24 protein-coding genes are annotated in these 22,953 nt (G+C 39.8%); 6 read left to right on the top strand and 18 right to left on the bottom strand.

Features of this window, described 5'->3' with window-relative positions; all coding sequences use genetic code 11:
• Positions 1–7 precede the first annotated feature (7 nt).
• The 3 genes from alsS to E6139_RS08690 all read right to left on the bottom strand — a co-directional run bounded on the left by alsS (position 8) and on the right by E6139_RS08690 (position 3,296).
• Entirely contained in the window at positions 8–1,660 is a 1,653-nt protein-coding gene (gene alsS, locus E6139_RS08700; protein ID WP_316402671.1) for an acetolactate synthase AlsS, read from the bottom strand.
• Positions 1,661–1,938: 278 nt separating this feature from the next.
• Entirely contained in the window at positions 1,939–2,403 is a 465-nt protein-coding gene (tsaA, locus tag E6139_RS08695; RefSeq protein WP_316402670.1) for a tRNA (N6-threonylcarbamoyladenosine(37)-N6)-methyltransferase TrmO, read from the bottom strand.
• A gap of 68 nt (positions 2,404–2,471) precedes the next feature.
• A complete protein-coding gene (locus E6139_RS08690) occupies positions 2,472–3,296 on the bottom strand; it encodes a MerR family transcriptional regulator (protein WP_316402669.1) in 825 nt (274 codons plus the stop codon).
• A 100-nt stretch (positions 3,297–3,396) separates the two neighbouring features.
• Here E6139_RS08690 and E6139_RS08685 point away from each other — a divergent pair, with 100 nt between their 5' ends.
• The 5 genes from E6139_RS08685 to E6139_RS08665 all read left to right on the top strand — a co-directional run bounded on the left by E6139_RS08685 (position 3,397) and on the right by E6139_RS08665 (position 6,335).
• The gene (locus E6139_RS08685) at positions 3,397–4,260 is read left to right on the top strand and encodes an SPL family radical SAM protein (protein WP_316402668.1); all 864 of its coding nucleotides are present in this window, start codon (positions 3,397–3,399) and stop codon (positions 4,258–4,260) included.
• An 81-nt stretch (positions 4,261–4,341) separates the two neighbouring features.
• The gene (locus E6139_RS08680; RefSeq protein WP_316402667.1) at positions 4,342–4,614 is read left to right on the top strand and encodes a hypothetical protein; all 273 of its coding nucleotides are present in this window, start codon (positions 4,342–4,344) and stop codon (positions 4,612–4,614) included.
• Positions 4,615–4,631: 17 nt separating this feature from the next.
• On the top strand, positions 4,632–5,552 hold the full coding sequence (locus tag E6139_RS08675) for a LacI family DNA-binding transcriptional regulator (protein WP_316402666.1): 921 nt from the start codon (positions 4,632–4,634) through the stop codon (positions 5,550–5,552).
• Positions 5,553–5,688: 136 nt separating this feature from the next.
• Positions 5,689–5,892 (top strand): helix-turn-helix transcriptional regulator, encoded by a 204-nt coding sequence (locus E6139_RS08670; protein ID WP_316402665.1) that lies wholly within the window; start codon positions 5,689–5,691, stop codon positions 5,890–5,892.
• Positions 5,889–6,335 carry a hypothetical protein gene (locus E6139_RS08665; protein ID WP_316402664.1) on the top strand — a complete coding sequence of 149 codons (447 nt, stop codon included), beginning with the start codon at positions 5,889–5,891 and terminating at the stop codon, positions 6,333–6,335. Before E6139_RS08670 ends, E6139_RS08665 begins: the two co-directional genes overlap by 4 nt.
• 112 nt (positions 6,336–6,447) lie before the next feature.
• Here the strand turns inward: E6139_RS08665 and E6139_RS08660 are convergent, their stop codons facing one another.
• From E6139_RS08660 to E6139_RS08630, 7 genes are all read right to left on the bottom strand, one after another.
• Positions 6,448–7,365, bottom strand: a complete 918-nt coding sequence (locus E6139_RS08660) for an alpha/beta hydrolase (RefSeq protein ID WP_316402663.1) — start codon at positions 7,363–7,365, stop codon at positions 6,448–6,450.
• Between the two features lie 113 nt (positions 7,366–7,478).
• Complete coding sequence (gene abc-f, locus E6139_RS08655) at positions 7,479–8,975, bottom strand: ribosomal protection-like ABC-F family protein (RefSeq protein ID WP_316402662.1); 1,497 nt, start codon at positions 8,973–8,975, stop codon at positions 7,479–7,481.
• A gap of 348 nt (positions 8,976–9,323) precedes the next feature.
• A complete protein-coding gene (locus E6139_RS08650) occupies positions 9,324–9,749 on the bottom strand; it encodes a GFA family protein (RefSeq protein ID WP_316402661.1) in 426 nt (141 codons plus the stop codon).
• 78 nt (positions 9,750–9,827) lie between these two features.
• Complete coding sequence (locus E6139_RS08645) at positions 9,828–10,601, bottom strand: MerR family transcriptional regulator (RefSeq protein WP_316402660.1); 774 nt, start codon at positions 10,599–10,601, stop codon at positions 9,828–9,830.
• Between the two features lie 13 nt (positions 10,602–10,614).
• Positions 10,615–11,820, bottom strand: a complete 1,206-nt coding sequence (locus tag E6139_RS08640; RefSeq protein ID WP_316402659.1) for an MFS transporter — start codon at positions 11,818–11,820, stop codon at positions 10,615–10,617.
• 182 nt (positions 11,821–12,002) lie between these two features.
• A complete protein-coding gene (locus tag E6139_RS08635; RefSeq protein WP_316402658.1) occupies positions 12,003–12,893 on the bottom strand; it encodes an effector binding domain-containing protein in 891 nt (296 codons plus the stop codon).
• 68 nt (positions 12,894–12,961) lie between these two features.
• Entirely contained in the window at positions 12,962–13,459 is a 498-nt protein-coding gene (locus E6139_RS08630) for a GyrI-like domain-containing protein (RefSeq protein ID WP_316402657.1), read from the bottom strand.
• 317 nt (positions 13,460–13,776) lie between these two features.
• Between E6139_RS08630 and E6139_RS08625 the strand changes: the two genes are divergently transcribed.
• Positions 13,777–14,751 (top strand): serine hydrolase, encoded by a 975-nt coding sequence (locus E6139_RS08625; RefSeq protein ID WP_316402656.1) that lies wholly within the window; start codon positions 13,777–13,779, stop codon positions 14,749–14,751.
• A gap of 44 nt (positions 14,752–14,795) precedes the next feature.
• Here the strand turns inward: E6139_RS08625 and E6139_RS08620 are convergent, their stop codons facing one another.
• The 8 genes from E6139_RS08620 to E6139_RS08585 all read right to left on the bottom strand — a co-directional run bounded on the left by E6139_RS08620 (position 14,796) and on the right by E6139_RS08585 (position 22,796).
• Positions 14,796–15,335, bottom strand: coding sequence for a DUF1697 domain-containing protein (locus E6139_RS08620; protein ID WP_316402655.1), 540 nt, complete (start codon positions 15,333–15,335; stop codon positions 14,796–14,798).
• Positions 15,336–15,344: 9 nt separating this feature from the next.
• Entirely contained in the window at positions 15,345–16,094 is a 750-nt protein-coding gene (locus tag E6139_RS08615) for a GNAT family N-acetyltransferase (RefSeq protein WP_316402654.1), read from the bottom strand.
• Between the two features lie 129 nt (positions 16,095–16,223).
• A complete protein-coding gene (locus E6139_RS08610) occupies positions 16,224–17,408 on the bottom strand; it encodes a PLP-dependent aminotransferase family protein (protein ID WP_316402653.1) in 1,185 nt (394 codons plus the stop codon).
• 306 nt (positions 17,409–17,714) lie between these two features.
• On the bottom strand, positions 17,715–18,017 hold the full coding sequence (locus E6139_RS08605) for a DUF6506 family protein (protein WP_316402652.1): 303 nt from the start codon (positions 18,015–18,017) through the stop codon (positions 17,715–17,717).
• Positions 18,018–18,047: 30 nt separating this feature from the next.
• Positions 18,048–18,956 carry a HAMP domain-containing sensor histidine kinase gene (locus E6139_RS08600; RefSeq protein ID WP_316402651.1) on the bottom strand — a complete coding sequence of 303 codons (909 nt, stop codon included), beginning with the start codon at positions 18,954–18,956 and terminating at the stop codon, positions 18,048–18,050.
• Complete coding sequence (locus E6139_RS08595) at positions 18,943–19,632, bottom strand: response regulator transcription factor (protein WP_316402650.1); 690 nt, start codon at positions 19,630–19,632, stop codon at positions 18,943–18,945. Before E6139_RS08595 ends, E6139_RS08600 begins: the two co-directional genes overlap by 14 nt.
• A 75-nt stretch (positions 19,633–19,707) precedes the next feature.
• Positions 19,708–20,463, bottom strand: a complete 756-nt coding sequence (locus E6139_RS08590; RefSeq protein WP_316402649.1) for an ABC transporter ATP-binding protein — start codon at positions 20,461–20,463, stop codon at positions 19,708–19,710.
• 14 nt (positions 20,464–20,477) lie between these two features.
• Entirely contained in the window at positions 20,478–22,796 is a 2,319-nt protein-coding gene (locus tag E6139_RS08585; RefSeq protein WP_316402648.1) for an ABC transporter permease, read from the bottom strand.
• Positions 22,797–22,953 lie beyond the last annotated feature (157 nt).

The raw sequence follows: 22,953 nt of genomic DNA, 5'->3' as shown, positions 1-22,953 counted from the left end.
AGTCCTTTTAATAAAACTGATCCGGTAAAATCGTCTTACCTAATTCTTTGTTATCAGAGTAATCGATTGGAATATCGATAATCACAGGACCTTCAGTTGCTAAACCTTCTTGAATTGCTGCTTCTAATTCAGCTTTTGACGTTGCACGCAGCCCTTTTGCCCCAAAGGCTTCCGCGTATTTCACAAAATCAACCGGACCAAAATGAACCCCTGATGAACGATCGTATTTCATTTCTTCCTGGAATTCCACCATGTTGTAGCTGCCGTCATTCCAGATCAAATGAATAATCTTTTGTTTCAACCGAACCGCCGTTTCTAGTTCTTGCGCTGAGAACAAGAAGCCGCCATCACCAGAAATTGAAAAGATTTGCGTATTAGGTCGAACCAACGCAGAAGAAATTGCCCATGGTAAAGCAACGCCCAAGGTTTGCATACCATTACTGAATAATAAGTGACGGGGTTCGTAACTGCGGAAATGACGGGCCATCCAAATATAATGACTGCCGACATCGACTGTTACTGTCATTTCATCGGTGACATTTTTTTGCAAAGTGTCGATTACTTCTAACGGATGCACACGGCCTTCAACTGTTTCACTTTTCTGTTTGCCGTTGGCTAATTTTTCTTGCAGTGTCGATAAATAATTATTTGCATCCGTTGATAATTGATAGTTGTCGATCGAATCGCTTAATTTTTCAATCGTTTTCGCGATGCTGCCGATCAATTCAGCTTCTGGCTGCATGTATTGATCGATTTCCATCGGCACTTCGTCTATTACTACAATACGTGCATCTTTCTCTGCATTCCAGTTTCGTGCTTCGTATTCGATTGGATCGTAACCAATTGCTAAAACTAAATCACTGCGTTTTAACAACATATCCCCTGGTTGATTGCGGAATAAACCCACTCGACCAAAGAAATGATTTTCTAACTCACGAGAAATAATCCCGGCACCCTGGAAGGTTTCAACAACTGGCAAGCCGGTTTTTTCGACTAACTTACGAATGGATGCTGTTTCTTTTTTACCAGAAGCCCGCATACCGACTAATAAGGTTGGTAGTTTCGCTTCTTGGATTCGCTTTGCTAAATCCGTGATGTCTTCATCTGAAGCTGCTCCTAGAATTGGCGCAGACAAAGGCTTGATTGCTTCTCCCTTGACTTCTCCATCGGTCACATCTTGCGGAATGGATAAGAAGCTGGCTCCTTTTTTAGCCGTCTTAGCGATTCGGAAAGCATTGGCAATATTTTCTGATAAGGTCTCTGGATCTTGGATTTCTGAACTATATTTTGTAATAGGAGCAAATAGTGCTGCATTGTCCATACTTTGATGTGTTAATTTCGAAAGATCGGAACGTTTTACCTGTCCAGCTAACGCTAAAACAGGATCGCCTTCTGCTGTTGCGGTAACTAAACCTGTAGCCAAATTACTTGCTCCAGGACCGCTTGTAGCGATTACTACACCGGGTTCTCCAGTCAGACGACCGATTGCTTGCGCCATAAAAGCGGCATTTTGCTCATGACGAGCCAAGATTAATTGTGGCCCGTGATCTTCTAATGTATCAAAAACACCATCGATCTTGGCACCGGGAATACCAAAGATATATGGTACGTTATGATTTTCTAAACTACTTACAATGATTTCTGAACCTTTTTTGCTCACTGTATTACATCTCCTTAAAATCTGTATCACTTACATTTGATAATATAGCATCATTGTATTTATTTATCAACGATGAAACATCGACAATAGTTGTTTTATCAGAAAATCATTGAAATTTTCATTTTTCTCAATTATTTACATATTTTTCGGTCACAATTACTTTTAAAGACAAGAATTTATTGACAGCTACTTCATTTTAAATAGAGCATTTTTCCAAAAAATCGTAAAGACGATTCTACCAATCACAAAAAAAAGCCTCATTTCTGAGACTTCTAGCTTTACTCTGGAAAATTAAATTCTGCAGCCCAATCAAAATCGCCGGAGGTTTCAAAGCTTTGCGGCCAATGCGCACACCAGTCGGGGCCTTTGAAGGTTTCTAACACATCTGAGCTCGCTGTATAGGGCTTGATATCTAGAATCGGGCTATCATCTTCCGCGTCCAAATACTCGAGATAGACTTTGTTTCCTTGGATACTGGTAATTTTTGCAGCCGATAAAGCAATCGGATTGGGTCTAACCGGTCCGCGTGTAGCAAAGGTTCCTAATTCTTCGGGTCCATTCGTATAAGGCTTGCTGACAGTGGTTCCTCTTAGTTCAGGAATATCTAAATGATGGAACCAATACAAAACATATAAATGACTAAAATCATCCAATCCAATCAAACCCTCTTGATATTCCGGCAAAAGCTCTAAATAAACACCTGCATCTGTCTGTTTTACTTTACCGATTTCTTTTATTTCCATGACAAATTCCCCTTTTCTTCAAATAATATTTTGAGTCGCGACCTCTAATTAGAAGATAAATCCTCACGTTATGTGAGAGTCAAGGGAGTCAAGGGAATTAATGGAATTTGTAATTCTGTTAGATATTCTTCTGGATTGTCCGTATGTTCTGGTCCTATGTGACAGATTTGTCGAGTTGCTTTCACCATCTCAAACTCTGGATGTTCATCCAGCCATTTAGCGAATGATTGATAGGCTTCCGGTAGCTGATGATAATTTCCTTCCACAAACATGATCGCAGCGTGCTCAAGTTCGGGAAGCTGTCTCATCTTCAAGGGACTCTGAGCTGCCGCTTCTGAAACAATCGCAACTTCTACATCCACACCCTCTTCCAGATATTCTTTGTCATGAAAAATCGTTAAATTTTGATCAGGCTCTGGAGGAAATTCAATTTGCTGCTTTTCCAGAAGGGTCTTGAATTCTTCCCATAATAACCCTTCATGATAAAAGCTCTTGATTTTTTTTCTAAGGCTAACGATGGTACAAGCAGGGACATTTTTTATTGTCACCTGATATTTTCCTTTATGCTTCATTCGTTGGATCATTTGATGGATCTGCTGCTGCCGAAATTGATCACGCTGAATCTCCTTTTCAATTTCACGATCCTTTTTTAATAAAGCAGCGGTAAAAATCTTCGGATCCTGCTGAATCAGGCTTTTTATCTCTTTTAATGAAAATTTCAATTCACGCAGTAAAACAATTTGGCCCAGCACTTCTAATTGTTTCACTGAATAGTAACGATAGCCGGATTCTTCATCGACTAATATGGGGTGAAGCAGATCAATCTCGTCGTAGTGGCGCAATGTGCGGATCGATACTTGTCCGAGTTGGGAAAATTCCCCTATTTTCAACAATAAAAACACCTCCATTACTAATTATACCGATACTTTCGATTGTTATCAGCTAAAATTTATGGGATAATTAATACGAACATTCGTTCTAGGAGGTGGCACTATGCATTATAAAGAATACAAAACAATTTTATCAGCGAAAAACGGCCTGAATCTTTTCCGCGGCTGTACACACGGATGTATATATTGCGATAGCCGCAGTGATTGCTACCAGATCAACCATACTTTTGAAGATATTGAAATAAAGGCGAACGCGCTAGAAATTTTTGAACAGGAACTGCAGAGACGCCGAAAACCTTGTATGATAGGCACTGGAGCCATGACTGATCCTTATATTCAATTAGAACCACGATTAAAAATCACACAGGGTGCTTTGGAATTAATCGATAAATATGAATTTGGTGTAGCGATCCAAACAAAATCTTCTCGAATCTTACGCGACTTAGAAGTCCTAAAGTCAATCAATCAAAAGACAAAAGCGGTCGTGGAGATGACGTTAACAACTTATGACGAAGAGTTGTGTAAAATTCTGGAGCCTTACGTTTCTACTACTAAAGAACGTTTTGAAACCTTGATGACGTTCAAAGAAGCCGGCATTCCCACCGTCGTTTGGCTATCCCCCATCTTACCTTTTATTAATGACAGCGAAGAAAATCTGCGGGGAATTTTAAATTATTGCATTCAAGCAGGCGTCAAAGGAATTCTCTGTTTTGGTTTTGGTGTCACCATGCGTGCCGGCAATCGTGAGTATTTTTATGAGCAACTGGATAAGCATTTCCCTGGTATGAAGAAAAAATATCAGTACGCATTCGGTGATAATTATGTTTGTAATAGTCCAAATAATGATCGGCTAATGGAGATTTTCATCGACACATGTCAAAAACATGATATCCTTTGGAGGACAGAAGAAGTTTTTGGTTATTTACATGAATTTGAAGATAAACGTGAACAGCTCTCCTTATTTTAGAAAAGTAGAATAAAATGCTTGCTCTGAAACTCGTTTCATAACTTATACTTCCCTTGTAAAGAAAAAAAGGAGGAATTTTTTATGAATACGTATGTAAAGGTTCAACAAGCTGATACACAAGAACATTTTCAAGTTTCCCTGCATTTTTCTAATGATCAATTAAGACTGGTTAGAAATCGCGGTTTACGGCGACCAATTATCGAGTATCTTAAAATGTCTGAAATCAAACATTTATTTATTAATGAAATGTTAGGGTGTCCAATCGTCAGTTTCTTTTATCAGGATCGTCGATATACGTTTTATCAATTTGGTCCTGCTGTCATTGAATATTTAAAAGAAAATTTAGCTGCTTAAAGCAAAGAGGTGTTTCCATGGCAAATATCCGCGATATCGCAAAACTCACTGGCTACTCTGTCTCCACGATTTCTCGTGTCATCAACAATCATCCTTATGTCGATGACGAAAAACGAGCTAGGGTGCTGGAGGTTATGACAGAGTTGAATTATGTGCCTAATCGATCCGCTCAAAATCTGAGTTATGGCAAAACAAAAAACATCGGAGTAATCCTGCCTTTTGTTAATCATGCCTATTATGATCAGATGCTCAGCGGCATCCTACAAGCGGCCTTTGACCATGGATATCAGATTAGTTTGCTACCCACCAACTATGATCAAGAATTAGAGAAACGCTATCTAGAAGAGTTCGCAAAACGATCCTTTGATGGCTTGATCGTCACTACGAAATCTAACCCGATCAAAGAATTTTTTGACTATTTCCAATATGGTCCCATCATCTTTTGTGAAGAGATTCCAAATGCTGATGTCAGCTGTGTCTATATAAATCTTAAACAATCCCTTCGAGAAGCTTTCTCTTACATGAAGGAAAAAGGGATTAAGCGTCCCGGAATGACGTTGGGTCGGAGTAAAAATATCAGTCATAACTCAAGATTCTCGATCCGCATCGCGAAGGATGTCTATCCTGATTTTGATGAGGCTAATATTTTTTGGGATTGCATCATGGCTTCTGACGGAATTCAAGCTGCCCATTTTTTTAAAGAACAAAAGGTTGATGGTATCTTGACATTTGGTGACGATATTGCCGCTACTATTTTGCAGCAATATAGAACAAACAAACCTTTAGTGATTGGAAGGGAAAATTTGCTGATCAGTGAAGTAATGGGCTTTTCTACACTAGATCATCACTTGCCTGATTGCGGGAAAAAAGCTTTCGAAGCTTTTTATCACAATAAACACGATAAAATCTGCGTCCCCCATGATTTTATCAAACGCTAAATACACAACCAGTTGATGTCCTATTCAGCTGGTTTTTTTGTGGATTCCTACGCATGGAAAGTTAGCTTTACATTTAATTGAATTGGGTTTATAATTAATGTATGGAAAGTAAACTTTCCTTAATTGAGGTGATGAAATGAAAAATCGCTTAGAGGAAATGCGTAAAGAACGTGGTATAAAACAAGAAGAGTTGGCTATTTCTTTAGAAGTATCCCGACAAACGATCGGCTCATTGGAGAATGGCCGGTACAATCCCTCCATTCTTTTGGCCTTCAAAATTGCTCGCTATTTTAATGTCAGCATCGAAGATATTTTCATTTATGAGGAGGAAGCACAATGAAAAAATCAACGCTCTATACAGGTTTTGCTTATTGTTTTGTCGGTATTACCAGCATGATCATCGCATTAACAACAGAATTTCGTCTTGAAGCATTGCTTTGGGGGATTGCCGGCGCAGGAATTGGTCCAGGTGTCCTGATTATCGGAAGGTATTTTTACTGGTTGAGACCAGAGCATCAAGCTGAATATGCGAATCGGATACAAAAAGAAAACATTGATTTAAAGGACGAACGAAAGATTATGCTGCGCGATAAAAGCGGGCGTCTAGCCTATATCGCGACGATGATTTTGCAATTGGCTTTAGCATTTGCCTTCTCTATTCTAAGTATTCTCGGGTATTTTGCTCCGTTTTCAAGATATGCCTGTATTGGTTTAGGAGGGTTACTGATTCTCCAATATATTTTTGGCATCATCGCCTACAATCGCTTGAGTAAGACTTTGTAATCGTTCAAACAGCAGAGATCGAAAAGTCTTCTAGAAAAATACTTTATAAATGTAAAGCCAAACAATCAATTACTTTCAAAATTGATCGTAATTGATTGTTTGGCTTTTCTTGTTATTGATTTTCCTTGATAAAATGTGATAGCGCCTCGTCTATTTCTTCGCCATGTCCGGACATAAGGTGCCCACCTTCAGGAAACGAAACAAAAGTAGCTTTTGGAAAACGTCGAACTACTTTAGACATTGCTGAATAATCGGATAACTTATCATCCTTTGCATGGAAAATCAACGTCGGGACCTTCAACTTCTCAATCGGATACTCAGCATAATTTCTAGCCATGTCCGGATTAGTGATGGAAGCATCTATCACCATCCCTTCTTTCCGCTCATTTACAGGTATCATTTCATAAATGGTCTCTGATTCCATCCCCATGATTGGACCAAAAAGTGGTTTCATTAGCCACATGGCATAATTATTACATAAAACAGCAGGTGGACCTTGGTACTTCAGATATTTTTCAGGTTTCTTGGTCAACGGAGCGGCTGAGCAATACAAGATTAATCCCGCTGTCCTTTCCGGATAATCCAGTGCAAAACGAATAGCATTCGTCCCGCCAGCTGAAGTCCCCAGCATGTAAACTTTTTCGATTCCTAATTTGTCTAACAACTCAACATAAGCTTTCGCTTGTGAAGCAGGTGTCGCATCCTTTGGTATATCGCTTCCCAAGTAACCAAACCGTGACGGAGCAAGTATTCGGTATTCCTCTGCTTTATCTTTGACTGTATCAAAAGCTTGATCATAACCACCACTGATGCCGTGCGCCACGAGAATGGTTTCTCCGCTTCCCTTATCAACATAGGTCATATTACCATAGCTCAACTCGACTTTTTCTGCCTGATAAGTTTTTAGTCTTTCTTCGCCTTGTCCTACAGTTTTCTGACACAAAAACCACTGAACCAGTAAATAAAGCAATAGCATCATCAGCAAGGCAAGTACGATCCGTATAATCATTCTTCGCTTTCCAGCTTTCATCTTTTCTTCTTTCTAGTATCCTATTCAGTTTCTAAAAAAATTGTATCAATCTCAAACCAGATGTTCAATCATTGTCAGAAAATAGATATTCATTTTTTTTAATTAATACAAAATTATAAGCAAACAATTTTATTGCTGACTTTTTGGACAAAATACTCATCATGTTCAATCAAGATTAAGGTTGGCTTGACTCGTCGCAGAAGTTCTAGAATTTGTTTCTGATTGAAGACATCAAGGTAATTCAACGGTTCATCCCAGATATACAAATTAGCCGTTTGTGATAAAGATTTTGCCAGTTCGACTTTTTTCCGTTGTCCCATACTCATATCCTGGATGCGGTTGGCAAAAACACGACGCTCCATACCGAGTTTTCTCAAGTTGTTTAAAAATTGTGAGTAATCCAATCCTTCTTTTTTCGCAAAATCCTCTAATGACCCTTGATTGCTTTCGTAATTTTGGCGCACCCGACTGATCTTCAATCCATTTGCACGATGGATCATGCCGGTAATCTCCCCTTCAAACTCACCTAATAAAGCTTGGATCAGTGACGTCTTACCACTTCCATTTTTTCCTGTAATTGCTATACATTCGTTAAGTAGTAACTCAAAATTCTTTCCATTCAACAAGTTTTTTCCCGAATAGCTTAACGATAAGTCTTCTACCTGCAAAATTCGCCGATGATAACTCGGTTCATAAGACATTTTGAGTGCATCAACGGTTTCAATATTTTTCAACAGTTTTTCCTTCTCACCGATCTGCCCTTCCACCCGCTGAATGATCGCCTTCGAACGTTTCATCATACGTGCAGCATCGGCTCCGATCGCTCCTGGACTAACACGTCGATATTCTGTATCGATCCAGCCCTTGGGTTTATTCATTTTGTCTTTTTCCCGTGAATTTGACCACTCAGCTTTTTCTTTTGCTGTTTTTTGCAGCCGAGTGATTTCCTTTCTCAGCTTGTCGTTTTGTGCCTGTTCATAGGCATCTCGTTGAGCTTTTTGGTCTTCATAGATCGAGAAATTTCCGTGATAGAGAATCAATTGACTCTTCTCAATGGCTAGAATATGATCGACGGTTTGATCCAAAAAAGTTCGGTCATGACTGACTAAGATGTAGCCTTGCCGCTTCTTACCAAGATACTCCGCTACTTGCTGTCGTCCTTTTATATCTAAATGATTCGTCGGTTCATCAATCAAAGGAAACGATTGATCATCCAGAAACAAGAGTGCCAAAAGGACTTTGGTCTGTTCGCCGCCTGACAAAGTAGAAAAAGGGCGCCACAGAATATCCAGATCACAACCCATCAGGGTCAATTCTCGCTCCAGCTTCCAAATCTCTAATTCCTTCTCTTCCGACAGTGCATAATACGTTAGCTGCGTTGGATCATTGATTTTTTTGGGAAAATAGTTCATTTCTAATTGGTGGGTAATCTGTCCTTGGTAAGGCAGCTTTTCTTGTAATAAATTCAATAGCGTCGTTTTTCCACGTCCGTTTCGTCCAACTAGGCCAAGTTTCCAATCTGCTGAAATATTTAATTGCGCATCATCAAACAGCAATGTTCCTAGTTGATCATAACCAAATGTTAAATGCTCGATTTTTATGTTTGTCATAATAAACACCTCGTTTTGACTTCAAATGAAGTCAATAAAGACCCAGTTATTTTCGAAAAACTGGGTCGCTGAGCTATTTTTAGACAAACAGACCTATAGAAAAATAAGCCTTCTTTGCGCAAAAAAGAACCCCGCTGTACATCCACCAATTTTTCGAAAATCTGCACACTGCTCCCTTAGTCTCCTGAGGTACAGTCTTAATGCAGCTTTTCTACTTCATTGATGAATAATACATACGGGATCCCTCACTTTTCTTCTTATGATTTTACGATAGCACGAAAACGCTTTATCGTCAAAAAATCTTAAGAATCTCTTACCGTTAGAATCCGTTTATTCTATCAGCACTTTCTATTCATCAAAATATTTTTCTTGTACCATTTTCATGATTTCTGCTTCGGTCAGTTTCTTCGTCTTGTTCGCAAAGTCATAATATGCTGGTTTTTGATCGTAGTAAACTTCCGTCGATAATGCAGCATCTTCCTGATCATCGAATAGATCAATTGGGATACTGTAGGCATCCGTCGGCAATAAATGGTAAAACAAATTTGAACCGCACTGGGAACAAAAGCCTCTTTCGGCCCATTCAGAAGATTTAAATCTGGTAACTAAGTTTTCTGGTTGAATACGAATATCGTTTGCTATTCCGGCTTCGACAGTCAAAAGCGGACCTGAGCCCCATTTTCGACACATGGAACAATGGCAGGCTCCCACTTCTGAATGAAAATCCTTCACCTTGATCGATACCTTGCCGCATAAACAGGTTGCTGTTTTCATTGAATCTCCCCCTTTTATTCCATTATAAAAAAAGACAAATCAGATACTTGATCTGACTTGCCCTCTTTCAAAATAAATTCATGGATTTTCAGATTTCAGAAGCATGAGCCGATCAATGATTGCTGGAATTTCAGTACCATTCCTCTCCAGTTTCTTCAGCTCATACAGCCAGCGATCTCCAACCGATATCAATTCGTCCTGGTCCGGCTGATGGAGAGAACTCAAAACGTTATTAGGTTCTCTTTGATCAAAATTTCTCATGCTCCGATGAATCGCAGAAATACTATAACCGGCTTGTCGCAGCATATAGATAACATAGAAACGATCAATCATATCCCCGGAATATACTACCTGCTTCTCTGTTTCTAAAGGAACGGCATGAACTAATCCGTTTCTTTCCCAATTTCTTACAGCCTCAACGGTGACGCCAAATCTTTCAGCTACATCTTTTCTACTGTACCTTTTGGGAGCAATTTTTTTATCTAAATCTTTTTTTCGCTTGCTCCATTCGTGTAATACTTTCCCAGCATACTCAGCTACAATAATCTCCTGCCTGATGGCTTCAATATAATTTTCGTAGCGGCTTCGACTCAATGACCAATCCTGATCAGCTATAGAATGCAGCAAGTCATTACCTGTATCTCTAATATGTCTTTTAGTAAATGGATAGCCAAAGATGCGCCGACAGATTTGCAGCTGAAGAACATGCAGTTCCGTGAACTCTCGATAGCCATTCTTATTCCGCTCGGCTTTACTGATGAAAGAAGATTTTTCATATAACCGAATGGTATTTGGGTGAACATCAAACATTCTGGCTAAATCAATCGGATGGTAAAGTTTATTGTCATTCATCCTACTTATCCTCTCATTTGATACTAAATAGTTTGCTTTGCCGCTTCATTTTCTTCAGATAGAACAACCCCATTATCGCTAATCCCGCTCCAGTAACGATTAAAATTATTTGAATACTTATTAGATCTGCCAATGGACCAAAAAAGAGAATAGCAATCGGCATGGCACTGGCAGTGATTACTTGTACAATTGAAAAAACTCTACCTAAAATTTTTATATCAGCAGTTTGCTGGATACTGACTGTCAGAAGTGTAATAATGATCGGAAGTAAAATCCCTGAAATACCGACTAAAAGTTGATAAATCCAGAAGTTCGTTGCAGTACCCTCTAAAATAAGTAATAATCCAAAAAAGCTTAAAAGACAAGAACTTATTTTTACTTTACTCTTTATTTCTCCCAGAAACGATATCAGCATTCCACCAGCAATAGAACCAAGCCCCCAGATAATTTGATTGACGCTTAATCTCCAAAGCTCATTTCCAAAGCTGCGCTCAATGAGCAACGGAGCCAAGTTAGCTGCTGGAGCAAAAAGAACAAAGGAAACAGCATAAACAAGCATGATCACTCTCAATGTTGGGTGATGATAGGCATAGGATAATCCATTTGTTAAATCCGATAGAATGGTCGTTTTCTTTTCTTTACTTACTTCCACTTCAACTTTTATTTTTAGCATGATTACTACGGCTAATATAGCTGATAAGACATCGATCAAGAATGACCAGACAATGCCAATTTGACTCAAAACCAATCCGCCTAAAGCTGGTGCCAACAGCATCATTACGGAGCCTAACGTTTGGTTGACTCCCTGAACCCGTGTCAATTGCTCTTCAGGCACGAGCTCAGGGAAAAACGAGGTGACAGCAGGCGTCTGGATACCTGCACCAATCGAGCGAATGATTGAAACGAGCAGAATCAAATATAAACTTTTGTATCCTGAAAAAAAGGCAATAGTCAGTAAAAGCGTTGCGACTGCAATAAACATGTCAGCAAGAATGATCAGCTTCTTTTTATTATAGCGATCAGCTAACACACCTCCCCATAAGGAGATAAGGGCCTGTGGCATCATGGAACACACAGTAGCCAAAGTCAGCCAAATACCAGAGGATGTCTCTAAAGTGATGTACCAAATAATCGCATAACTGACTAATTGAGAACCGAATAGTGAAATGTTTTGACTAGCTAGAAATAGAATGATCTTTTGTTTCATTGAAGTGTTCATAGGACTAACCTCCCGTACTTTTTATATAAGGTTAGCATGTTGAACTCGGGTGGTGTATGACTGTAAGCTTCAAGCATTTCATTCTTTCGTTGCGTTTTATGGATAGTAAAATATCGTCAAATCTTTACAAACGTCAAGTAAAAAACAAGAATACTTTACGTATCCTTGCTCTAAAATGATCGTTACTTTACAATCGGCAACCAGATTTCCAAACAAGCTTTGTCTTCCAGAGAGACATACGTTTCCAGCTCAGGACCATCGAGCTTCTTGTATTCTGTTTGCGGCAACCAAGAGTTAAATATTTGCTGTTGTAGTTGATAGTAGGCATTTGAGACATTTTCAGTTCGACGGTAATCATAAGGTTCACTGACAAAAACAGCATAAGTCTGCTTAGGAATTTCCAGTGTTAAATAATCCGACTCATCGTTTTCACTCAAAACAAACCCGGTAAAATAATTCAAATAACCCGAAACTGGTGCCACAGGATTGGCGATTGCGAAATAGGGTTCGCGATTTAATCCGAAGAAATTCTTTCTAGTAGCTTCACTTTCCGCAAATTCTCGCAGCTTTTGATCAGAAAAGAAACTTTCCCAATGTTTGCCAGTATGCTGGAATAGCTCCTCCTCTAACTGATACTCCGCCATCTTTCCAACGATGGTAAAGCCCGGCAGCTGCTCAATGTGATAATTCAACGTTTTTCCACCGTTAATTTGAATATCCAGCCGAATCGGCGGGAAGAAATTGATGGCAGCGTTGATCTCTTTCGCTTGACTAGGCGTGATTCCATGAAACTTTGAGAACGCTCGGTTAAAAGCCGAACGATTTGCGTAACCGCATAACTCAGAAACTTCATCAATTGCAGCCTCGCTGCGTAATTGCTCCACTGCTTCAGAAAGTCGACGATTACGTAAATACGTTGAAAAGGAAAAACCGGTCAAATAGGTAAAAAATCGATGAAAGGTATATTCGGATAATAGAGCCTGTTTGGCTAATTCTTTAAGTGAAATATTTTCAAACAAATGATTTTCGATATAAGCCAAAGTAGCTGAAAAACGTTCTAAATCTTTTGACATAGTACCCTCCTGAAAATTCTCTATAGTAAGAATAGCATATTCAGGAAGGGGCATTAAATTTTTTTGACTTACTTTCTCCTAACCGGTACCCAGATTTCAATCTCATCCCCTTGTCCATAAACCTCAAGATCTGGCCCGGCAGAAGTCATCTCTCCTGTTGCATAGCCATCATTCAGTAATGCGTATTCAGTTGATTCAGGCGCCCATTTTGTTACGATCTCAAATTGTGTCTTGCCAGAAGTTTTTCTCGTACATGGAAAGACTGCCCATGTATTGCCAGAAACCTCCACTTCAGCTAATTCAGCTGGCGTATCACTGGTGGTTGCCGCCGCAATATAATAGTCAAATCTCTTAGCATCCTGCTCATCAACATTATAAAAACTCGCACCAATCAGCCCAAATGGTTCATGATTAATCAACGGTAAAAGTGCTTCCTGTTTACCAGAAGACAAAATCTCATTCCAAAATGCAGGACAATCCTTCATGCCCTGCCGCTTATCATTCGTTGATTCCTTCTTAAATCCAACTAACTTAAAACTTTCTAATTCTACAATTCGATGTTCCATAACTAATCCCTCTCTTTCTTTCCTTCACTATAGCAAAGTCCACTAGATTTCCTTTTACCCTTTTTGAAGCAAAAAAAGAGAAGGAGCAGATCGTAAAGTATTTTCGAACTGTACTTAATAAAAGTAAAGCCAAATCACATATTTCTTTCCATAATGAAAGTAGCAGGAGCGATCATTTTTTCTTTGGTGTATTCTCATGAGTGTATTTCAGAGAGGAAGCAAAACATTTCTGAAGAAATTTTAAAATAACACTTGATTATGATTTTTAATGCATTTACTCTAAGGATAGAAGGCGCCTTCGGAAATGGAGGAACACAATGAACGACAATAAATTCAAGACAATCCAACAAAAAATCGAAGCAGATTATGGGAATATCACTGGGATTACTGTGCAAAAAAATGAACAGCTGCTGTATGAACATTATTTTAATGACTGTAGTGAAGCAAGTAAGATTCATGTCTATTCGGTAACTAAAAGTATTCTCTCATTATTATTAGGTATCGCACAGGAACAGGGATATATTGGGGAAGTGAGTCGTCCGATCTTAGACTACTTTCCGGAGTTTCAGACGAAAGACGCTAACATCAGAAAGATCACACTAGAAAATCTGTTAACAATGACAACCCCTTATAAATACAAAGACGGACCATTGGCCTATATCAAATATTTTACCAGCAAAGATTGGACTAAGTTTACGCTAAAACAACTTGGCGGCAAGCGGCCGATCGGGGAATTCAAGTACACACCACTGATAGGACCAGATCTTTTATCAGCGATTTTGGCTCGTTCGACCAAACAAAGTGTTTTAAACTTCGCAGGTAAAGAGTTGTTCGAACCGTTGGACATCAATGTCGAAAAAGCGATCCAATTGAAGACCGCCAAAAACCAAATGGCCTTCAATCAATCAACTACAGCAAATGGTTGGGTGGAAGATGCCACTGGTTTGAACGCTGGCGGCTGGGGCTTGACACTTTCAAACCGTGATCTGGTTAAAATCGGCCAATTGATTTTGAATCGAGGGTATTGGAAGGATAAGCAGATCATCCCAAAAAGGTGGTTAGATACTATGCAGAAAAAGCATAGTCATTGGGAGCAAGAACAGCTGGATTACGGTTATTTATGGTGGGTCGTTGACAGCGCCAAGCCAATCATTGCCGCAATGGGCGATGGCGGTAATGTTCTCTATATCAATCATGAGAAACAATTAGTCATAGCTATCACTGCTCTTTTTAAAGAAAACGTCTATGATCGAATCGACTTTATTCAGCAAGAGATCGTACCGCTTTTATAAAACGAAAAAAATCAAGCAGCCGCAAACTGCTTGATTTTTCTTTTTTATTGAGCCATTGATAATAATTTATTAACGGTATTGGCATTGCGGATTGTTACGTGATTATTGACGGATGAGCTGGCGATTTTGGACCAACGAGTTTTATTGAAGGTTGTTCGCGGTGCTGACCAGAAAATCATATCGCCATAATACGCGATTTGTTCGTATTCAGGCTTAATTTCACCAACCGACGCAAATACTTCTTCCACGGTCATTGGCGGAATCAGAAAAATAACGTAATGAATCGTTTCTTTTTCTTGGTTCCACCACTCTGGCGCATGACTTAACTGTTCCGCTGCCTCTTCGACCGAAATCACTGCGACAGGAATCGCTAAATCAAATTCTTCCACAATCAACGCTTCGCAGATGTCGATCAGTTCGTCCTTGTCCTGAATGTTACTAGAGAAAAGAACATTTCCACTATTGATGTACGTCGTTACATTCGAAAAACCCTTCTTCTCAAAGGCGGCTCGCAACAACGGCATCGCGATTTTATTTCTACCGCCAATATTGATTCCCCGCAAAAGAGCGATATATTTTTTCACTGACTTTCCTCACTGATCTGCTAGCAATTTTTTTAGAACATTCTTATTCAACATATGCACAGTCAAAAACTTTCCTTGATAATAGACAGCCCAATTATTGAAAATACCTGGTAAATTTTTAGCCGTTTCAACACTATCCACCGGAATCAACGTCAGTGGCATCTTTTCTTCGTCGCAGTAGGCTTGCACTTCCTTCAGTCCGTTAGGAATAAAGGGACATTGGCGACCATAATAGATCGTCAATTCTTGATTATCGATCGTTTGTTTTCTGGCGGTATCAGAAAAGGCTGGAATAGTTCCGTCAAAGGATAACGCTAAAAGTTCATACCCACCTTCGATTTCATCAACTTCTTTGAATCCATTTTTCGTCATAAACTTTTTATCCGATAAAAAAGGCGACTTCTTTTTTGCGCTAATAACACAGATGCCTGATTTTCCTTGCCGTTTTGCATCCTCAATACAATAGTTCAACAAATTCTTTCCGTGTCCTTGGCCTTTGAAGCTGCCAGAGACCCATAAGCAGTAAATGTACAAATAATTCTCCCCTACTACCGGCACCCAGGCTGATTCTAATGGCGCATACTCAATGAAGACTTTTCCGTTGGCATCCAGCTTGCGAAAAACATGCCCCTCTGGCAGACGTTCACTGATCCACGCTCGTTTAATATCGACACCTTCTTGATGCTTTTTGCCTGATATCGCGCAACACAGGTGTTCCTTCGCCACATTTTCTTCCGTTACATTTATATACTCAACCATCAAATCCCTCCTTTATTCTATTACTTCAAGTATAGCATTAAGTTAACTGTAACCTCTTTCAATATTTTTACTTTTTCTAATCCTAACAATTAAATAAGCAAGGCACCTCAAATGAAGTACCTTGCTCAACTATTCTACTAATTCTTCTGTCACCAACTCGCCTAAGATCATAATACCTGCATCGATCTTTTCTTCATCCATACATGAAAAATTCAAACGCATGGTATTGTACTTTGGCTGCTCTGCGTAAAACGATTCCCCACTGACAAAAGCGACATTTCGTTTCAGACTCTTCTCTAATAAATCGGTCGTATTGATTTCTTCCGGTAATTCCAGCCAAATAAACAAGCCGCCCTCTGGATGAGTATAGCGAATATTTTTCGGAAAATACTTTTCGATTGCTGAAATGGCTGCATCCCGTCGCAAACGATACGTCTCGATCAATCTTACAATATGCGCATCGATATCATTGTCCTGAATAAACTGATGGATTTGCATTTGAGCCAGTGTGTTGCATTGCAGATCGGTGCTCTGCTTGATTAGAACAAGCTTTTCAACAACTTCTGGAGCAGCAGCGATCCACCCTAGTCGCAATCCAGGACATAAAATTTTGGAGAAGCTTCCCGTTCGGATGACATTCTCACTTCTTGGAAAACTAAACATTGGCAGTGTGGATTCCCCGGAATAGCGCAGCTCCTCATAAGGGGCATCTTCAATAATCGCAACATCATAGCGATTGGCCACTTCCAATATCTGCTGCTTGCGCTTCAACGACCAGGTTTTTCCAGATGGATTCTGAAAAGTCGGGATTACATATAGCAGTTTGACATTTTCCGTTGTTTCCAAAAGACGTTCTAAATCACTAACAATCATTCCCTCATCGTCGGTCTGAACCTCTAAGATCTTGCCTTCAAAGGTTTTGAATACATTCAGCGCAGATAAATAAGTGGGACTTTCACACAAGACGACATCATCCTTATTAATCAATAGCTTTCCAATTAGATCCAACGCCTGCTGCGAGCCGTGAGTAATTATGATATTCTCTTCAGTCAATGCTGTCCCAATACGGCTGTTCTCTCTTTCTGCAATCCATTTTCTAAGAGGCAAATATCCTTCAGTTGTGGAATACTGTAGGGCTTTCTCCCCGTTACTCTTTAAGACAGTCATACTGGCTGCTGCCATCTCTTCAATCGGAAATAGTTCAGCTGCCGGTAAGCCTCCCGCAAAGGAGATGACTTCTGGGCGGTCAGTAACCTTTAATAGTTCTCGGATTTCTGAGGCATTCAAGTTTTCCATTCGATCAGCGTATTTCATGTTTAATCTTCCTTTAAGTTTTTTCTCATTCTATCGTAATACTTTTAAATTGTATAGTATGACTAATTTGGGTTAGTGATAACTACGAGAAATTTGACTGACAGCTAATTCGGGTTAATGGATTCATTTTTCTATGAAAAATGAGTCTGATTCTCATCACGCATATCATCGAACTAAATTGCTTGTTTATTAATTTGGCTTATCTATTTAGTTTGACCTCATACTTACAATAACTGCGAAAAGTTCGACTGACAAAAAGGCAGAAGCACAAACTGCCTCTGCCGATAACTTTTATTGAATTTGTTTCTACAAATAAAGATTGTCTCCGGATTGATTGCCTAGTCCCGGATGTTTATCAAACCGAACGACCCCGACAACCGCTTTATCACCCACTGCTTCGACGATCTTTGCTGTCCCTAGATGACCAAACCCGCCGCAAAGCTCAATTGCTTGAACGCCGCCTTCCACCAACTCTTTGGAAACTGCAACTGCCTCCGCATAATCCACCACACCTACCGTGGTCAATTCAACCGCTGGCGTTGTCACCACTGATCGATCCTTCTTACCATCCGCACCTTCTGCTACAAAAATGAATGCTGCTTTTAACATATGAAACCTCCTTTTATTTTGCCCCTAACATTACAGGGTAATCACAAATTTTTTCGTATAGTGTTCGTCATCAAGCAGTTGGATCATAAAACCGTGCTTATCAACGATCGTCTTCACGATCGCCAAGCCTAAGCCGCTGCCTTGAAAATTTCGTTCGGTCTCATTCTCGCTGACAAAAGGTTGGAAAAGCTGCTCCCGATCCTTTTGTGGAATCGCCGTTCCATTATCGGCAAAGATGATTTCAGCCGTCTTCCCTTTATTTTTAATAGAAATAAAAAGCTCTGTCTTTGGCGGATTATGCTTGCAGGCGTTGATCAACAAATTATTAAACACGCGACGAAATTCAGCCTTATCAATTCGTCGTGTAATCGGCTCTTCAGGCAAATCCAAAACCAGTTCAATCTGCTGCTGCTCAAGCAAATCATAATTATCTGCCACAGCCTCCTTCAACAAATAGTTAATGACACACTCTTGTCGGTTTAAGCTGAATTCTGCTGAGTTCAATTTAGTATACTGGAACATCAAATCCAACAGTTCATTGGCAGTTATTGATTTTTGATAAATGATGTTTGAAACTTCCTTGATTTCTGCCGGCTCGACTACGTCTTCATTCAATGCCTTAGAAAATCCCGTGATGCTGGTCAGCGGTGTTTTCAGATCATGAGCGATATTCGCAAATAGGGTGCTTTGCTCTTTGGCTAACTTCTGGCTTTCTTGACCGATTTTTTTGTTTAGACTGCGATAAAATAAGAAAGAGAAACCCACGACTGCAAGAATTTGAAAGGTTCCGCTAATTATTTGAACAGGGATGATATACCTGTCTCCTAAAAATAGTTCTTCTAACTGGTTGAAAAATTCTTCGATCAAACCACCAGTAACAGAAAGTCCGAGAAAATAAAGGATAAAGGATCGTAAAATCGCGTTTCTAAGCTGTTTCATGAACGACCTCCAGGCGATAGCCTAAGCCGCGAATAGTCTTGATCCGCTCGTTCCCGATTTTCTCCCGCAGCTTACTCATCATGACCCGCACATTGTTGTCGCCTGCTAATGGATCCTGCCAACCATGCTCATAAATTTGCTCCTTCGTAAAAACACGGCCCGGCTGCTCCATCAATAATTTCAATACACGAAATTCAACAGCCGTCAAATCGATCGTCTGTTTATCCACAAAAGCTGTACACGCACGGGTGTCTAGGATCAAATTTCCAACTTCCAATACTTCTCGCGCTACATCTGCTGAAACTCCTAAAGAATGATACCTTCTCAATAAAGCATTTACTCGTGCAATTGCCTCGTGGGGATCAAAGGGCTTCGTCAAATAATCATCGGCCCCAATCTCCAGTCCAAAAATCCGATCTGAAGCTTCGACTCGTGCAGAGATTACCAAGATCGGCAGATTGCTTGTTTTTCTGACAGTTCGGATTAATTCAAAGCCATCGATTTCCGGCATCATAATATCAACGATCAATAGATCGATCGGTTCAGCAGCCAAAATCGCTAAAGCCTCCCGACCATTGCCAGCTTCGAAATGATTGATGGCTTCACTTTTTAAATACATTTTTAAAAGCTTGATGATTTCCTTCTCATCATCTACATGCAAAATATTGTATGCCATCAGCCCACCCTCTTCAGTCATCGATTATTACTAATAATTTTACCATAGTTGGCTATTGAAAAATCTGCTTTGTCGTTAGATTTCCACCGCTAAGATTTTTTCATTCATTTGTTCGATTCGTGCTTCTAGATTGCTACCAGTAAAACTTCCTAATTGCAGTTCATCCATGATTTGTCCGTCCTCCATAAAGAAAACGTGCTCACTTTGAGCGGCTACTTTGACATCGTGGGTAACGATCACGACCGTTGTCCCCTCTTGATTAATTTTCAAGAGGATATCCATGATTTCTTGAGCGGCTTTGGAATTCAGTGCACCCGTAGGTTCATCTCCAAAAATAATTTTTGGGTGACTCATTAGGGCCCGACAAATTCCCGCTCTTTGCAATTGCCCACCGGAAACCTGCGTGATTTTACGATTGCGCAGGGCGTGTATCCCGACTTTCTCCATCAAGTTTTCTGCGCGTTTTTCCAACTCAGCAGTCTGTTTTTTTTCCTTCAGACTTGGGAGAATAATATTGTCGATCAATGAAAGATTTTTTAGCAAGGTCGGTTGTTGAAAAACAAAGCCCATCTGTTCGCGACGGACATCAGCTAATTGCTTTTCTGATAGCTGATTCAATCGTTGACGGTTAAACACGACGGTACCCGAATCGATCTTATCCATTCCGCTGATAGCATAAAGCAGTGTCGATTTTCCAGAACCTGATGGACCCATGATTGAGACAAATTGACCCTGTTTGACCTGAATGTTCACTTTATTTAAAACAGTGATTCTTTCCTCTGCCTCACCAAAACCTTTGATAATATCTGTACCTTCAATTATTGTATCCATTATTTTCTCCTCCATTAGTCTTTAAGATTTTCTGCGATTTCAATCCTACCTGCTTGTGCGGTTACTGCTCTTGTCGCAAAAATTGTAATCAGCAACATCAATAGCGGACATCCGAGATAAATCAGGAAACTGCCGGTCAGCTGGACACTAACGCCACCTAATGCCGACGAAACTAAACCAGACATAGCTTTCCCTAATGTCATGGCTAATACCGTACCTACTCCTAATCCAATGACCAACATAGTTACGCTTCGAGAAAGGTATTGATTGTTTATCTCGCGATTAGTAAAACCGATTGCTTTCAATGTAGCGATCTCCTTTTTATCCTTCACCAGCAATAATTTCATAAATAAGGAAGTGATCATTCCTGTGATTAACAGCGCCACCAGTATGGCCCCGATTGAAACCAAGAATAATGATTGAATCGTCGAACCAAATGTTTGATCGCGATATTCCCGTGCATTATTCATTTTGGCGAAAGGCAGATCCTGCTTGTATTGGCTCATTTTTTGCTCCACTTTGCTTGAATCCTTCAATTTAATATAGAGATCGGTCCAGATTTTGGTGGCTTTATTGTCTTTGAACGTAGCTTTCGCTGTTTTTCCGCCATTAAACAGATTGGCATAAATTCCGCAAACAGTGAACTTCTCTTCCTTGCCATCACGAATCAAAATCATAGAATCGCCAATTTTTTTGTTGTATTCTTCGGCATTGATTGTCGATAAAGCCAGCTCATTGGTTCGAACCGGCCCGCGACCTTTCAAGTAATCTACCGGAAATTTCTGATGGTTACCTAACTCAACTGATAATACATTGTCCGTCGTTCCCGCGTCTTTGACAGCGAAATTTTTAGTGACGATTTTACTATAATCCGCCACATCGGAGTCTTGCTTCAAGTATTGCTCAATTTTCTTTTCATATTCCGCATTATTGGTAGATTGGTACAAACTCGTTCCGATATCCACCTTATGACTAAAGCCCATACTCTCGACAAACTCATCTGAAGAAGTCGTATGATAAACCAGCGCTGGGACGATCATGATAAATGTCGATAGGATGAAAACCAATAACATAGTCAAATAAATTTTTTTACGATTTAAAATATCAATGATTCCCAAGCGTGTATCAATTGAGAAAAATTTCAATTGACGGAGATTGAAGCGTGTCTTTGTATTGACTTTTTCTTTTGAGCCATTAAAGCGGATGGCTTCCACCGCAGAAACCTTTTTGAAACGATTGAGCAGCTGATAGACATATCCGATGATCAACAGCATGACAGCGAGAACCCCTGCTACTGCCAAAATCCAACTCAGTTTTTCATTGTTGCTCTCTCCCATAAAGAGTTTGATATTTTGCAATAATAAATAGCTCATTGGTAATGAGATTAAATAACCAAGTAAACTTCCTACGACTGAAATCGCCGCATATTTTGCCAGATAGATTTTCTTAATGGCCTTTACCTGCAAACCAATCGCCTTCATCACACCGATCTCTCGATAATCTGATTCGATTTTTGCCAGCAACGTAAAGCGAATACACATGAACGTCATTAATACGACTAATAAACTAATCAACAGAAGAATACCGATCAAGACTCCATCTGACATCGCATTCCCTAATTTAAATAATCGATGCGTTCCACTCGGTCCATTGACCTCTAAACCGGCTTTTTTATATGCAGCCTCGAATTGATTTAGTTTATCGGGATCTTTTAGCCGAAACTGGATAATGTATTCCATCCTTCCTCTGGCATAAAGCTCATCATAATCCTGTTGATGCACGAGCAATCGCTTGGAGCCGGCCATTTGCGAGTTCATCGTGCCATCCCGTAAAAAGCCAGTAACCGTAAATGACTTGCCCGCGATTCTTGCCTGATCGCCAATTTTAGCAAATCCTTGTTTTTTAAACGCCACCGGTACATAAAGTTCTCCGGGCTTCGGCTGAATCGGTTGATTGTCCATATCTAAAAAGTAATCCATATTTTTATTCTGAACAGCCAGCCCATTATCCTCCACACTGTCCGCAAAACTATGATCACCAATCTCAATGTCTGAGCCGCTGAGATTCAAAAACTCAGACGCCTCATAAGTCGCCACATTGCCATTATCCTTCACAAATTTTGCTAACCGCTCTTCATCCAAATCTCCTGTATGCATCTGCATGTAATGCGGCGATTGTGATTTCTCCATCAGAGTATCGATCGATCCTGCCAAATTCACACTCAAGATCATTGCCAACGCGACCAGTAACGCAGCAACAGCGATGAACAGTGTCATTGTTGCTGTGATCAATTTACTTTCCCTTACATCATTTTTGATTATTTTCCAATACATACACACTCACTCCTACCCCTTCGTTCTAAATCAACTATAAGGGAGCAAGATTTCTCGAATGTACACGAAGTATTAACCTAAGATTAAAATTTTCAATTCAAGTTTATTTTCGTTAGCCTTAACAAATGGAAAGTTTTTTAGCGTTTCGCTTCACATA

It is taken from the genome of Enterococcus sp., assembly GCF_032555305.1.
GTDB lineage: Bacteria > Bacillota > Bacilli > Lactobacillales > Enterococcaceae > Enterococcus_A.
The sequence above is the reverse complement of the archived record's forward strand: the minus strand, read 5'-3'. Positions and strand labels throughout refer to the sequence as shown.